Source organism: Carnobacterium maltaromaticum DSM 20342, from assembly GCF_000744945.1.
GTDB lineage: Bacteria > Bacillota > Bacilli > Lactobacillales > Carnobacteriaceae > Carnobacterium > Carnobacterium maltaromaticum.
In genome coordinates, this window is the sequence record NZ_JQMX01000005.1 from 99,741 (window position 1) to 115,736 (window position 15,996).

Annotated in this window: 14 protein-coding genes; all 14 read right to left on the reverse strand. The window is 33.2% G+C overall.

The genetic code is table 11. The features are described 5' to 3' along the window. Position 1: 1 nt before the first annotated feature. Positions 2-2,437, reverse strand: a complete 2,436-nt coding sequence (locus BR77_RS18090) for a VirB4-like conjugal transfer ATPase, CD1110 family (RefSeq protein ID WP_307781486.1) — start codon at positions 2,435-2,437, stop codon at positions 2-4. Further along, complete coding sequence (locus BR77_RS18095; RefSeq protein WP_035067159.1) at positions 2,385-2,759, reverse strand: PrgI family protein; 375 nt, start codon at positions 2,757-2,759, stop codon at positions 2,385-2,387. Before BR77_RS18095 ends, BR77_RS18090 begins: the two co-directional genes overlap by 53 nt. A 14-nt stretch (positions 2,760-2,773) precedes the next feature. Continuing rightward, positions 2,774-3,610: a VirB6/TrbL-like conjugal transfer protein, CD1112 family gene (locus tag BR77_RS18100; RefSeq protein WP_035067162.1), complete on the reverse strand. Its 837-nt coding sequence runs from the start codon at positions 3,608-3,610 to the stop codon at positions 2,774-2,776. Between the two features lie 11 nt (positions 3,611-3,621). Further along, positions 3,622-3,825 (reverse strand): hypothetical protein, encoded by a 204-nt coding sequence (locus tag BR77_RS18105; RefSeq protein WP_035067165.1) that lies wholly within the window; start codon positions 3,823-3,825, stop codon positions 3,622-3,624. Positions 3,826-3,838: 13 nt separating this feature from the next. Beyond that, positions 3,839-5,626: a VirD4-like conjugal transfer protein, CD1115 family gene (locus tag BR77_RS18110; protein WP_080732589.1), complete on the reverse strand. Its 1,788-nt coding sequence runs from the start codon at positions 5,624-5,626 to the stop codon at positions 3,839-3,841. Further along, positions 5,626-6,408, reverse strand: coding sequence for a DUF3801 domain-containing protein (locus tag BR77_RS18115; RefSeq protein ID WP_035067168.1), 783 nt, complete (start codon positions 6,406-6,408; stop codon positions 5,626-5,628). Before BR77_RS18115 ends, BR77_RS18110 begins: the two co-directional genes overlap by 1 nt. Positions 6,409-6,430: 22 nt before the next feature. Beyond that, positions 6,431-7,255 carry a hypothetical protein gene (locus BR77_RS18120; RefSeq protein WP_080732590.1) on the reverse strand — a complete coding sequence of 275 codons (825 nt, stop codon included), beginning with the start codon at positions 7,253-7,255 and terminating at the stop codon, positions 6,431-6,433. A gap of 77 nt (positions 7,256-7,332) precedes the next feature. Further along, positions 7,333-7,971, reverse strand: coding sequence for a hypothetical protein (locus tag BR77_RS18125; RefSeq protein ID WP_035067171.1), 639 nt, complete (start codon positions 7,969-7,971; stop codon positions 7,333-7,335). 54 nt (positions 7,972-8,025) lie between these two features. Continuing rightward, positions 8,026-8,304, reverse strand: coding sequence for a hypothetical protein (locus BR77_RS18130; RefSeq protein WP_035067174.1), 279 nt, complete (start codon positions 8,302-8,304; stop codon positions 8,026-8,028). Positions 8,305-8,641: 337 nt separating this feature from the next. Further along, on the reverse strand, positions 8,642-9,601 hold the full coding sequence (locus tag BR77_RS18140) for a hypothetical protein (protein ID WP_155520240.1): 960 nt from the start codon (positions 9,599-9,601) through the stop codon (positions 8,642-8,644). Positions 9,602-9,655: 54 nt separating this feature from the next. After that, positions 9,656-9,940 (reverse strand): hypothetical protein, encoded by a 285-nt coding sequence (locus BR77_RS18145; protein WP_035067183.1) that lies wholly within the window; start codon positions 9,938-9,940, stop codon positions 9,656-9,658. A gap of 95 nt (positions 9,941-10,035) precedes the next feature. Next, positions 10,036-10,920, reverse strand: coding sequence for a hypothetical protein (locus tag BR77_RS18150; RefSeq protein ID WP_035067185.1), 885 nt, complete (start codon positions 10,918-10,920; stop codon positions 10,036-10,038). Positions 10,921-10,961: 41 nt separating this feature from the next. Further along, positions 10,962-11,243 carry a hypothetical protein gene (locus tag BR77_RS18155; protein ID WP_035067188.1) on the reverse strand — a complete coding sequence of 94 codons (282 nt, stop codon included), beginning with the start codon at positions 11,241-11,243 and terminating at the stop codon, positions 10,962-10,964. Positions 11,244-11,321: 78 nt separating this feature from the next. Continuing rightward, positions 11,322-15,944, reverse strand: coding sequence for a SpaA isopeptide-forming pilin-related protein (locus BR77_RS18160; protein WP_035067191.1), 4,623 nt, complete (start codon positions 15,942-15,944; stop codon positions 11,322-11,324). Positions 15,945-15,996: the final 52 nt, after the last annotated feature.

The following is a 15,996-nucleotide window of genomic DNA, read 5'->3' on the forward strand; positions in this document are numbered from 1 at the left end:
TTCACCCTTGTTTTTTTTTCAATTTAATTCGGTCATCTGGATCGGTTGTAACAAGATCATAAACTTTCGTACCGTTAGGAATAATATTTGAAAAAGGAACAATTGCATTCCCAGCTTTAATCAAACCAGCCCCTTGACTCGGATTAGCAAGTTGTTTCTCTTGTTGATAAGAAAGTCCAAAAAGTGAAGAGATTTCATCTAAATCACTTTTAGCTTGTTTTAGCATAATGATAAATTCACTGTTACTTAGCATACGTCGTGCTTTATCTGATAGTAAGAGTGTTTCGACATTCTGAGTGACTCCAGTAGGAATTGCTCCCCATTTACGAATACGACTCCAAAGTTCAAAAAAGTAATTTTCACAATATTCATCATTTAGCAACAATTGCATTTCATCAACATAAAGCCAGGTTGTTATCCCTAATTCTCTATTTCTAACCACTCGATTCCACACTTGTTCTAAAACCACCATCATGCCAAAAGTTTTAAGCTGACTTCCTAATTGTTTTGTATTATAAATAATAAATCGTTTATTCAACTCCACATTAGTTGGTTTAGAAAAAACAGACAATGATCCTTCAATATAAAGTTCTAAATCTAAAGCTAACGTTTTAGCAGCTTCTTCTGGTTGAGCCTTTAATATGGGGAACCAATTATCTTTGAGATTTGGCATAGGAGTTCCAGGCGTATTCAAATATTCTGCATAGGTCAAGCGTGTCACTCGATCAATAATAGAGCGAGAAGACGAACTTAAACCTGTATTTCCACCAATAAGTGTTTCAAAAGCTGATAATAAAAAATCTGCTTTAAGTTTTACTGGATCTTCTTCGCCATTTAGATCTTCCGATATATCTAACAGATTGATAAAGGTATCTGTGCTTGGTGAAATCTTAATTATTTGAGCATCAAATGCCTTCCCAATAATTGAATCCTCATCTTCCGGATCAATTGATATAATTTCATCATTGGGATTTTTTAAAAGCGTTGTTATTTCTTCATATTTTTTAGCAACCCCTTTTCCTGTACCTGAACTACCCAATATAAATCCACTAGGTGTATTTAACTTTTTTCGATTTACTCTCACAACGTTCTTGGTTGTTTCATTAACGCCATAAAATTTACCATCCTCATGATTTAGATCCTGAGCTGTAAATGGAATAAAAATAGCTGTACTGGCAGTAGTTAAAGTTCTTTGAATATCAACAAAATTCTTTCCTAATGGCAAAATAGAATTTATACCCTCAAGCTGTAAATAATCTAAACGGCTAAATCCACATCTATTTTTACGACCTGTACTCAGAACTTGTTCTATTACATCTTGTAATTGTTCTTCAGTATCTGCTCTTACATAAACAAGAAAAGTAGCATAAAATAATTTTTGTCCATGATGAACCATGTCATCCAATAATAAATTTGCTTCAGCAATACTCGTATTTAATTCATAAGGTAAAGAATCCGGATCATATCCACGTTTACCAGCTGTCCTTTGAGCTGAAACTTTATCAGAATCCATAAACATTTTTTTCTTTTGAACCAAATCGTTGGCTTTATCCGGATCAACAGGATCAATATGAATTGAAATAGTTAATTCTTCTGGTATTTCGGTCAATTCTGTTACTAATTTATCCGTTAAATTTGACGGATAATCTTTTAAATATAAAACTTGACCGAAACCTGAACCTATTTCAAAAGAATGCTTATTTTTCTTAAAGTTAAAGCTTGAAGGAGCTACGGCTGACTTCGTTGTAAGCCCACTATACAGGAGGTCTTCATACTTGAAATGAAACAGATCATTTGGTTTCATCAAATGGTGCATGACTTCTAACCGATTTATCCCTTTTAGTTCCTTACATTCGGCTCCCATTTCTGCAAAGCCGCCCATCAGAGTTTGTTCGGTCCTATCAAGGTATTGTTGTGCTTGTTCGATTGTTTTAGCAGTTGTTGAATAAGTTAAATAGTTTTCTTTAAGAAAACCATTTTGGCCTCCAGTAATCGTTTTACTTAACATGTCGTTTAGTTCACTTCGATATACATCTTCAGAATCACCTTTCTTCTCATAGAAAAGTTCCCTTTCAAAAGCCTCAATATCAATCTTTTTATTCATAATCGTAACATTTAAATGCGTACTCGAATCACAAGCATTTAGCAATTCACAATAATCACTAAAAATATTTAGTTGATCATCCCTTTGAGCTATTTGGTAGTTTACATCTGAGAAACGAAAACTTTTTGAAAATAGTCCATTTGATAAATCACACAATCCACTTTCATACATTTTTTCGTAACGTAAAACGTTTTGAGCACTTTTAACTGGAGCTTCTTTCCGCTGTCGCTTACCACGCATTTTTTTTTGCTTATTCAATAAATGAACGATTTTTTTGTTTTCAATTTCCATATTCTGTTCGTTTTTTACGTTCTTTTTTGTCTTCAGCTTCAACAACTTCTACCTCCAATTTCCTATTTTTAAAAGGATAAGCGTTAGCCAATCCTTTATATCGCCACATAATCAACATATACTTTTCAAAAGGCATCCCTTCTTTTTTAAACCATCCAACAGCCAAAATAGGAATAGATAAAAACATAATCACTACTCCTATATCATCAATAGCCCAATGGATAAAAAAATGATTAATTGTCCCAACTCCAGCACTAAACGCAACTGCTACAGTTGCACACGCCGCTTGTCGTAATGACATTCCACCTATCAATTTTTCTTGATAGGACTTTATTTCTTTTCTTACTGAAACCTCTATTGCCATAAATATCTTCCTTTCTATGCAGCTGTGGTAATAGACTTCGACCATTTTCCTGTATAAAACAAACAAAAAGCCAATGCTACACTGTATCCCAATATAGATGCAGTAATTTCAAATGCTCCTTCACCACCAGTTAAAGTAAATATTCCATTAACTAAAATGGGATAAAAACTTAAAACTAAAAATAGCAACGTTCCTTGTAAGGACGCTGCTACAAATGATTTAAAGAAATTCTTTCCAATTTGATTTAATTCTGCATTTGGTAAAGTGGCAACCGGCAAAGGTGAAATACTCATGTAGACGTATAACTCAAGAAATCGCATAAATACAATTACTTTAACTAGTACATTCGTAAAAATTGAAATTAATAGTACAAGCAAGAATACGACTAGTAACATGAGTTGGGAAAAGAAACCTAAGTCAGATATTGTGTCCATTGCATTGGAAATATCTATTTTATTACTTCCTCCAGCTGCAATCCCAAGATTAGAAATCCCTCTAGTTATCGTTATTCCCACATCCATGATTGCTTTCAAAAACAGAGCTAAATTCCTCATGACTAATGAACAAAATCCCACTTTAATTACAAGTGGCAATAGGAATTCCATTCCACCAGTTTGTCCATTACTTGAAGAACTCATTTTCTGCGCTAACGCTTGAAATTCAATCAATAAAAAAAAGCCTAATAAGGTATATCCAATTGGCTTCACTACTATATCCATTATTGACACACTATATTTATATAACTCAGGTAAATACTGATCTAAATTTTGGAGTAGAACGCCTTTGTCTCCACTTGATAGACTCAACTGTTCTGCAATGCTTTTTAATAGAAATTCAAGTGCATCATTCATTTTCTTCTCCTTTACAAAGTAATATTGGTGAACCATGCAGCTGCAGCCACAATAATCCCCCCACCAACAGCTTGTAAAATTGCATGCTGCATTCCTGGTCCGTTACTATCCTTAATCGCTAATCCAAGTTGTACCAATCCCCAAATCGTTAGTAGTGATCCGGCTGCTAGTACTCCCTTCGAAAGCATAGACATTGCTTCATTAAAATAATTCACTGTTTTCCCTCCATTAACTTACTAGTTTATTAATTTCACTATAATCAAAAGTTTCTACAATTTTCACATTTTTTAAAAAGTCTTCCATTGGACTTAATGAATAATTAGGCACGTACCAATTATCTGGATTTGAGTCAGATAATTTACTGTAATTTTTGTGTTTTGTTGCATCATATTTTTTAGATTTAAATGCAGGCACACCACGAATTTTTAATATACAGTAATCATTATCCAGGTTGGCCACTTCGCCCTCATCAATTAGGTCCCGTCCTGTTTTGTCATAGCTTTTAGAATAAGAGCCTTGCATCCCAAAACTTTGACTCACTTTTAGAATATCAATCGTCTCTTTACCCACTAACTTACTAACCTTTTGATGTGATGTTTCTTCCATCCCACCTAAATAAAGAAACGAATCACAAGATCCTGTTATATCTTCCCATGTATCTTTATATAGATTTTTTAGTTGTGACATACTTTGAAGCATGATCGTAACAGAAATCAATCGACTCCGAATTGTCGTTACTTTTTTCTCAAAACTTGGAATTTGACCTATATTTGCAAATTCATCTAATATACACCTTACAGGTATAGGCAATTTCCCTTTATGAACGTTATCCGCTCTATAAACAAGCACTTCAAATAGCGTATCATAAAGCATAGCTGCTAAAAAATTGAACGTTTCATTCGTATCTGGTAAACAAACGTACAATATCGTCTTTTCGTCCCCAAGTTTATCCAGTTCAAGCGTATCCTTTGAAACTAGATTTGCAATTGAAGAGATATCAAATGGCATTAAACGAACACTTGAACAAATAAGAATTGATCTAGCCGTTTTGAATGTTGCTAATTTGAACGTATCATACTGCTTGGTTGCAAAATGTTCAGGATACTCTTCTTTAAAGTCATTAAACAGCATGTCTAATGGACTGACTAAAGCCTCATCGTCCGAATCAACCCGACCTTCTCGTAAGAGCATACCTACCATAGGAAATGTTTGTTCTTCAGTAGTTCCTATCTCTTTCAAATAGCTAACCAACGCACAATATAGAGCTGTTTCAGCCTTATCCCAAAATGGATCACCTGATTTTTGAACATTTCCATCCGTATTTTTCAACAAATTTTTAACTACCATTAACACATGATCCTCTTTGTCTATATACGCAAAAGGGTTAAAATAATCACAATTCTCACGATTCACTAAATCAAATATTTTCACTTTATACCCATCATCTTTAAACATTTTTCCAGTTTCATGTGGGAGTAAACCTTTTGACTCTGTTAGTACGTATGAAGAATGAAGTTGCATTAAATTGGGCTTTACAACACCAAACGTTTTTCGTGCCCCTGCTCCACCTACGACTAAAACATTCTTATTTCGCTCATATTTCATTTTTCTTTTTCTCAGATTGGACTTCATTGTTAAACTTTCCGTTTGAGTCAAAATCACATTATTCGATTTTTCTTTATCTTTGAAAGGTGCGCTGTCTTTTGCTGTACCCCATCGAGCTGAACCATGCTCTTCCCCATGCCTATAGTTTCTTTGATTGGCTGAAATATATAATCCACAAATAACACAACAGAAAAAAGCAAACGCTCCAGTTTGAAGTGATTGCTTTGTAAATTCAAAATTTATTGGATTACGACTTAAATCTTGCCAAACTAGACTCAAAGATTGATTAGCTCGTGTTATTACATCACCACTTAAATCAGCAAAAACCAACGCGATTCTATGAAACAGATAAAAAGAAAAGAGACCCACGATAAATGAGAAAAGTACAATTTGACCAGCATTTTTTTTCATTATTTTTCCGGACCTCCCTTATTTTTAGGAGCTTTGTTCTTATTCAATGCTTGTTCTTTTTTAACAGCTTTATTAAATTCGCTCGCCTCCTTTTTGGCTTTTTCTAATCGAGTCCTTACTGTCGGAGATTTTCCTAAATGCTTTTTTTTATCCCCTCTAACTTCAATTCCTGAATAGTCTTTAAAACCTGGATCTGCAGCTTCTTTTTTTAAATTTATTTCTTTTGCAGCTTCAACTTTAGACAGGTTTACTTTATCTGTTTGGTCCTTCACATCCTTAACTTCATTTTTTGAATCGGTGACCTGTTTATCATCAACAGCCGCTACTTTTTTCTCTTCCGGATCTACTTCTTTTGATTCATTTGTCAATTTCTCTGCATTTTTCTTATCAAAGTCTTGAATCACCTTCTCAAGAGCTAAATTAAAGCGCTCAGTATCTTGTGTTTTGAAAAAGACATGATACGTCTCATTGCCTTCTTTAACGATGCTAAAATCAATTGAATAGCGTTTAAGCTCTTTTTGTAGTTCTAATAGATCTTGTTTATCATCAATTGGAACAAATGCCGTTTGTCTTCCATGTTGATTTAATTCATCTAGCTTTTGCTTTCCAGTTTTCGGAGCATTTTTTTTCTTTCTTTTTTGATATTTTTGTTCTTTACGAATATCTTTGTAAATGTATCCAACTTTTCTTTGTGAGTCTTTTAAAGCTTGGATAATTACATTTGCTGAGATTTTGCTCGATTGAATTACAAGATCTACAGCACGTTCATCAATGTCACTCACGCTTTACCTCCTCTTTTAAGAATTACATTTTCGGGGTAACTTTCGTAAATACCAACCGACTATCTTTTAAAAAGGCTTCTTCATAATAAAAACTACTAGTCGGAACTTTTTTAACCCATGTCCCTTTAATCCCATACGCTCCCCAGCGATAACCGTGTTGCTTCAGTAATTCTTTTTCACCATATGCACCAGGGACTGCGATATAATAATTTAAGGTAAATAACGTTGTTGCTTGGCTAACAACCCCGATATCCATAGTTTCAAAGGTATTTTGAAGTAATTTTGCCTCCCGATTTGCATATAAGGGGTTGGGATATTCTTTCCCCCAGGCTTGACTCTTTTTAAAATATTTATATCCTCTTTGCTTCAACTCCTCTCGTTGGTGATATTCATTAAATACAAAGACAAATCTTTTTTTTGCTTCTTCAGTTACTTCATAGTCCCAAAATTCTATATCACCAAAATATCCAACTAATTTTTTATAGTCCTTAGAATCTTTCGCATCATCTTCTAAATCTTTAGGGACTACAAACCCATGAGATAAAGCAGATAATAATAAACCATGAAATCGACTGTAAAAAGATTTCTTATGCCCTGTCTCCCCTAAATCCATAAACTCTACATGATGTGCGAGTTCATGAATACAGGTCAACATTGTACATCCAGGCGGACGGGCCAAATTAAAAATTTCAATCTTTCTATCATTCGGTATATAGTGGCCATGTTTTGACTTCAATTCTTTAGGAACAATGCTAATACTAAAATTTATATACGGTTTGATTGAATCGTAAGTGTCTTCCAATAATCTGCATAACATATCTTTCAGTACTATTTTTTCAGTATCCATAGTATCCTCCTAACATTTACTTCTTATAAAATTATTCCTTCAGTCATCTTAGTAATTGGATAGGTTATCATCTTTTTTTAAAAACTAATATTCTGTAACTGTAGCAGCTCTTTATTTTTTTCATTCACATAGAAAATCCATCGTGTTTTTTCATCTGGATAGTAATCGGATAAAAGAGATCTTTCTTTTGTTAATTCTTTAAATCTATGGTCCTTTAAAACTCGTTTTTCTAATACAATTCTCTCTCCTTCAGTTTCAGATAGGTCCCGAAAAAGAGTGTTATCACTGTTCATTTCAAAAACTGTATCCATTTCAATTGGTTCATTTATTTTTGATTTAACAACCAAATTTACATTTGTATCAATTTTTTTTTGTACTTTTATATCTACTTGATCAAGTGAAAATACATATTCTTTTTCCCATTTATAGACAACATTAGGAGTATTAAGAATTTGTTTTTCTAATTTATAAACTTGGATGTTAACGAAAATACTTACTATGAGTCCTAAAAATAAAGAACAAATCACGGCGCTCATTACATAATTACTTTTGTCAGTACTTTTCTTTGTTTTTTTCGAGTTTCTATACAATAAAAATACGACTATTAAAACAATTCCTACCAACATTAACAATAGATTGAAAAATCTTGATTCTATAGATTCAACTGCTTTTTGATAGGTTTCATAATTAGTTACTTCTATTTTTTCAAACACCATTTGCACCTCTCATTTCTGTAGAATAGCCAATATATTCAAAAATTGTTTAACCTTTTACTTTTTAATCGCTCTTAAATCCTTAATTTTGTCATAGCGATAATTCTTAACTACAATGGCTTTATCCATTATTAACAATATTCTGTGTGCTATATAGCCGTATACTGGTAATGTTGCAGTCATAATATAAATACTTCTGATAATATGACCTTGCCAGTTTTTATAAAACTCTTGAAAAAGTGATAATAAAAATACCCATGCTATTGTGAATAGAATTAAATACAGTGTCCTTTTAATTTGAATTTTTTTTTCATCATTTCCAATTCCCCATTTCATTTTTAATGGATCTTAAATTCTTCATTTCGTCTTAGTACTAATTTAACGACACAACCAATTGATAGTAGGTTCAGATAGAACCACAATGAATCTAAATATATATTCTGATTCATTAAAATAAATGCAAGCATCAAAAATAAACCATTAGTATTGACTACGAGCATGCAATACAAGATTATCTTTTCGCTATTTACCCTTTTATTTATCAAACTAATCAAAATACAATTTACAATCATAATCAAAAAAGTTAGTAGGTATATGTTTACAGAGACAAATGAGCAAATATTTACCAATGCAACCTCCATATCTTTTAAATAAAATCCAAAACCAAGCAAAATCATAAACTACTCCGATTTTTAGCAACTTGGATCTTATATTTCGAAGACACTTCTCGTATTTCATCAGTCATAAAGTTTGCCGTTATTTCAGAAATAAATCCATCTCTCTTTTTGATTCTGTCTAACACAAATGAAAATTCACGAGATGTTTCTTGAGCTGTATTATCACCTAAAACTTCCAAATTGAAAAAATCTTGTTTTTTGTAATCAAACACCATTATGTCCTTTATTACTGCTAAAAATACTTTAAGTGGTAACTTCTCTTTCCATAAAAACTCGTCAATTGATAGTAATTCTTGAAGGATTGTTTCTCGTGATAAATCTAGTCTTTTTTCATCATAAATATAGTTAATATATTGAATAAGAACTATTAAAAGATTTTTTACACTCATTAAATAAAATTCACGGTTACCATTAGGAAATCTTTTACTGTGAAGGTCCATAAGCTCCTCTTCAATTGATACAGAATGAAAAGGTACAGAAGTGCCTGGTACTACATTAAAGTTGTCTTCATTCTTCCTCAAAGCAGTTTCTCGCTCAACTAAATTTTTGAAACTCGAGTTTTGGGCTTCTGTAGCATCTTCCTTGATCCATTCCTCTATTATTTTTTCTACTGTTTCTCTTTGTCTTTTTTTTACTTTATTGTAAATATAGATCATGGGTACTATTCCAATAAATACAAGTTCTCTCTGTTTAACAATCACTTTTATCTGATTCACTATATAGATAAATAAAATTGGCAAAATCACACAAACATATAACCTTAACAGAATTGGTTCATTTCTTTCATTAAAATCCCTATAAATTGCAAAAAGTACAAAAAGAAAAAGTATCTTTACAAATGTTGTAAAGATACTTTTTTTAAACTTTATTTTACTGATATCTATACTTCCCTGACTTACATTTTTAAACACTATACCTATGGGAAATAGAAAATTCATATACATTGCATTTTTCATCAAAAATAACGTCAATTGAATTATTATCTCAGTATTAATAGGAATCCCTCCGTCTTATATTTTTGTAAACACATCAATATTTTTTCCATTTCTTGTAATTCTCGTTTCTAGGGTTAATATCCACTGATCTAAATCATCAAAAGAACAATTCATGCTTACTAATTCTTCTGGCAACACGTTTGAATCTCTAATAGAGTACATATTTTCTAATGCTGCTTCCAAGCGACCAAATGGAAACAAATGTTTTTTGAGCTTTTCCCCTTCCAGTCTACCGTGAAGGTAAACGTATAAATGGTCTCTAGATTTTACAAATTTCAAATATCCTGTTCCTTCTATCATTTACCTTCACTCCTTATGATTACAGTGTTGTCCCTCTTAGTTAAAATTTATTAATCTAGGGACAACACTGATTAATCAGCTTTCTTTGATTCATATTAAAGTTCAGAATCCAACTCGTCTTTTAATACATCCTCTTGGTCACTTGTGCTGTTTGTTTTTGAATATTCATTTACTTGGGATTGCTTAATAAGATCTAATAGTGTTTCTGAATCAGCATCAAAACCTTCACCATTTTTTTCTAAGGTAAATTCAATTTCAATTGCTTCACCAAGTAGATCCATTGGAATGCCTTTATCACCATAAATAATGTCATACAATTTAAACGTAAATAAATTGTTAATTGCTTTAACGTCTGTATTTTGAGAACTTCCAATCATATCCGACACTTCTAAACCACCATAAAGATTGGCTCTTGCCCATGTAATCGAATTTGAAACACTATTCATTGCAATAGGATTAACCATGTAAGTCACCGTTGCAGTATCATCCTCAACAGAAACATTTTTCACCTCATAGTCACCAATTTGTTTAAATCCTTGAATATAGACTTTCGAGTATTGTCTGAAAATATCTTCTGCAGTATAAATACTTCCATCTACTTCTAAGCCCCAACCACTACCTGGGTAATCTTTAATTTTACTTTCATAGACCGTATCTTCAAGAATACGATTCATATCTGTTCCAGCCACACCTGTTACATCTTTTAAATTTGCTGTTTTATTTTTATATAAATAATCTAAAACAGTGGTTGCTGCTTTGGTTGCTTTTTTTTCATCTGAAGTACTGCTTGTTTTCGATTCACTTTTTTTATCTTCTGATGAATCAAGTAGTTTATCTACTTTTTCAATCACTGCACTTCCACTCTGAGAGCTTACTTTACTGCTTTCTTTCTCTGCTTCATTATTTCCTCCACAAGCTGTAAGTACCATCACAGACATAAGAGTAACAAAACCAATTTGTAATTTATTTTTCTTTTTCATAATAATCTCCATTTCAATTTCCATTTTTTATTTTTTTATTATTAATCGTTGGCCAACAAAACAACTAACTTTTGGCGCGTAGTGTTGAACTTTGCAGCTCGAATACGAAATGTTCGAGATGTGTCACCACTAATTACAATCAAATTATGACCGTCTTTAAAATCAGTTATACTGTAGTTACCCTGTCTGTGAGCACATTTTTCTTTTAAATAAAATGCTTTAATTTCCACTCGTACAGCTTTTTTTGTATTTATTTTGTTCATAATAACCGCATGTTTCCGGTCAATATAAACCTCATTTCTCACCTTAACTCCCACTGTCATCTTGACCCTCTTTCCGTAAAATAAGGACATAAGCTTTTACACTTATGCCCTTCTACATGTTTTATTTTTAACTAAGCATTAATTAGGACTAAGAGAAAAATCTTCATCCTTTAAGCCTATTTTTTCCCATAATCGTTTATATTCTTCCAAGTCGCTCTTAAATTTATAGTTGTATTTAATCGTACTCAAAATTAAACACGTTGCAGCATAAACTTTTCCTTGATCGTCTTCAGTAGAAAAAATACTTTCTGGACCACTGTAACCATAAGTTAACGCCATGTTCATTTGTTTTTCTTCTTGCTTTTTTGCTTCTTTTTTCTTCTTATTAGTTGAAAGACCAAACCAAGCACCAACACTAGCAACAATCACTAAACCAGCAATCATAAAGATTATTTTATTGTTTTCGCCTGTTTGTGGCAATGGTAAAGGTTTTTTAACTGGAGTTAAGCTTTGATTGCGATCTCTTCCGTCAAAATTATGCTCGGTATCTTTTTCGCCAGCTTCATTGTACCCAATCTCTTTAAAGTAAAAAGAAGTGCCTTCAGGATAACTTCCAGTGTCTACTTTTGTTACAACAGATTGTGCAAATTTTTGATCATTGACGATATAATCAATTTTTTCTGATTCCCAAATGTCGCGTTCAACCGTTTTTCCATTTTCAGGAATAACTGCAACTAGAATCGCTTTAAATGCACGTTTCGTTCCATCTAACACATCTTCGTGAGTAAGATCAACGTTATCGTAAGCATCGATAATATCACCATGTGTGAATGTTTGTGTTTTACCATCACCCGTATGAGCCTTAGTTTTAATTCCAACTTTTGGCGTTTTAAAATCAACTGTCTGAAGTTTAAGTGTTAAGTCATCTTCACGTCCAATTTCTTTTGTTTTTTCTTTATCTTCATAGAAAATATGAGTCGCTGTTAAAGACATACCGTCTTTCATGGTGCCTTTTGGTAAAAACAAGTTCGTTGATAGTTTTTGAATAGCATCACCTGTAGAGACAAAACTGAATTCAGAAGAACTTACTGCTTCACCAGTAGCTGAGTTTCTGTAAACTGTGTCTACATAATACTCATGACCGGCTTTCCCACCACGAACTTCAATATAATCCGTTAAATCATTATCCACATCAGGATTCACTTGTTTCAAACCACCTACCGTAGTCGCAAATAATGTCGTAATTTCAAGAGGTTTACGTTTGTTTACAACGTTTAACTCAATTAATTCACCGTCATTATCCGGAGAAACAGTAAACTTGTATTCTTCTTTATTTGCTTCGTACCAATCAAGTGGTTTTGTTTCCACAAATTTGTACTCACCAGTTGGTAAGTTTTCTACCTTAATTTTACCTTCACTGTCCGTTTTATATTCACCAACAATGGTTTCTTTGCCATCTGCATCTGTATGAATAAGATTAAAAGCGACGTTTTCTAACGGTTTTCCATCTAAATCATCGATCTTAGTTAATTCAACTGAAGCGCGAGCTAATTCGTTTTCTACAGAGTATCTAGCAATTTTCAATAGGTTCTCATTGCCATACGCTACACTGTCTTTCCAAATACCAATTTCATAAACTGGAACATTGTTTTGTGCTGTAAATTCAAAATCATATTCTGTTTCGTCTAATAAATGACCTACTCCAGCATCAACTTCACGCACATAAAACTTCCCTTGTGGGAATTTCGCTTGGAATGCAGCAACGCCATCTTTAGTCGTTGCGAGGCCCATTAGACCGTCTGCAGGAATGACTTCATTCGTATCAAAAGTAAAGGCATCACGAGCATATATACCGAATTCTTTCCCATCAGCAGGTACTTGCTCTGTAACGGCTTCTCCATTTTCCCAAGTTACGATTGTTTCTTCTGTTTTATAGATTTTTACTAATAATTCTTGCAATTTATTTTTTGCTTGTACAGCTGTAGAAGAAATTTCAATATCTTCTCCCTCGTAGACCACTTCAAAAGGAATAGTAGTAGGATCTACAACGTATCCATTTGGCGCTGACTTTTCAACAGCGTAGTATTTCCCTGGATAAAATGTTTTTGTTTCTGGATCTGTTACAATTTGACCAGTTGCATCACTAATGCCTGAATCGACTACTTGAAATTCTGAATAACGTAATGTTCCATCATTAGTGTAAATATCTTCAGCAGCACTGAACTCAAACTCAGCACCTTCTAGTGGTTTTTGAGTGTAAACTGGATTGTATTGTGTACCATAATCCGTTTCAACTTTGTCAGCATCCGTTAATACTTCACCAGTTTTTGTTAACGTAATTTTTGATACTTGTGCTTTGTTTTTAAACGTAACAGTTACTAACCCATTTTCTTGGCTTTCTTCATTAATAATGAAATCCATAGGTTCAGTATTTTTTACATAACCGTCCGGAGCTTTGATCTCGTGCAATTTGTACTCACCGAATGGCATTTTGTTGAATAATAAAATTTCTCCGTTTTCGTTGGTTTCAAATTGACTAATGTTGTGTGTTGTTTCTGTATAAAGTTCATCAGTATCCCCAATTGTAATTTCAAAAAGAGTTCCTGGAACCAATACATTTTTACCAGTATCCGCATCTGCCTTCACAATTTTCATTGGTGAAGTAAACGTATTGTTTAAAATGGCATAAAAATAAGTTGCTCCATCCTCGGTAACTTCTACCTCGAAATCGTCAACTTTAATTAAGCCTGGTAATGATTTAGTTTGACTTACAACATAACGGCCATACGGAAGTTTATCAAACTCAACATGTCCTTTTGCATCCGTTTCTTTACGTCCGTACTCAACACCTGAAGATTTAAGAGTGACTGTAAATTCAGCACCTGGTTCAGGTGATAAGTGACCACCACCAACAATTAATTCATAATATTTTTGGATCTCAACTTTTCCTAAAATGACTTGATTGTTCACTCTATCCGTTGTTGTAACTAATGGAATTTCTTGTGTTTCGTATTTCAATTCCATTGGAACTGGAGTAGGATCTAATACATAGCCTACTGGGGCTTTCGTTTCTACTCTCTTGTAGTTTCCAGGTGGTAGTGGTTTTGATGTCGCTTTAAACTCACTGCCGTCTGGAGCGATTACAACCTTGTCTACAACAGTACCAGCTGAATTGATAATATCGAACTCGGCTCCTACTAAACTCGCATCCCCTTGAGCAATGTTTCCTGTTTGTGCATCTTGTTTAAATAATACAAATTGACCTAATACAGCAATATTTGTAAATGTAACTGTAGTCGTCTCATTTGAACGGACAATTACTGTTTTCACTGTTTTATCAAGTAAATATCCGTTTGGAGCTTTAATTTCTTTTACCTGATAGTTTCCAGGTAACAATCCTTTTGTTTTAATTGTTCCGTCTGTAGCAGTTGTAACTGTTTGTAAAACTGCATTATTTTGTAAAATTTGGTATTGAGCGCCTGCAATGTTTTGGGTCGTGTCATTTCCTTTTTTAACAAGGTTTAGCCAACCTTCGCGAGCAAAGAAGGTAGCCTTAAATTGAAGTGTGAAATCTGGATCAAACCATCCACCTCTTCCCAAGGTTTGTAAACTGCTATCATTTGGTTTTGTTAAAACTGCTTGCCATTTTTTCATTGAACCATGTAATGCACCTGTAGCATAATTATTCGTGTAACTCATATTGGCAGTTAAAAAAAATGTATCTCCACCTTTAATATTTACCGTTGTATTTGTTTGAGTACCTCCACCAACTAAGTTAAATGTCATACCAGCTGGGATAGGCAATTTGAAAACATTTCTTGAATCAGCATTTAAAGTGATATTCTCTGTACGTTGTTGACCATTTACTATAGAGACAGTTGGGTTACTAGTTGAAAAACTCGCTGAAGGATTTGGCACAGGATTACTAGCAACCTTATTCATTAATGCCTGCGCTTCAGGGGTATTAATTCCTGAAGCTACACCCGTATAATAGTAACTTACAACCAAACTAGTAGCTGTGTATCCCATTGCAAAATCAGTAAAAATATTTTCTGAACCGTTCCAACCATAATACAATGCAGAACGTACATTTACATCATTATAAATTAGACCATCATCAGCAGGTGTACCTGTTGGTGGAGTTGGCTTAGAATGCTCAATACAGAAAGCATCTTCACCATTGACGCGGAAATGTCCAACTACATTGTATCCATATATTACTTGACCCAAATATTCAATCGTCACATTAGCTCGAACTGAACGAGCTAATACTGTTGATCCATCAGATTGTGTATTACCACCTTGTTTCATTAATTCAGCAAGATCTTCTTTAGTTATTTGTTCTTCATTTTTATAAAATGCTTCACCATCGAGCATTGGAGTTCCATTTTCATTAAACGTAATTATCTTTGAAGATGGTTCAATTACTTCATTTGTAGATGATTCAATGACTTCAAAAACTGGTAGTTCTTTTTCAACAATGGGACTATCATTAGCATTTTGATTTTCACCTACGGTTGTTTGACTATTTTTTTCTTCACTATCTTTATTTTCAGTTACATCAGAAACTTTAGTTAAATCTGTTTCCTTATTTTCTTCATCAACGATTGCTTCTTTTTCAAGTTCTTGTGTAATCGTCTCTTGTGGAGGATTACTTACCACATCAGCAAACGCTGTTATACTAGGGATAAACAATTGAGTAAGCATAATTGCTACTGTTAATTTTACCCATAATTTGTTTAACATTGATTTATTTTTCATTAGTACACCTCAAATTCTATTTTTTGTGTCATTAAAATAATAGATTAAATGG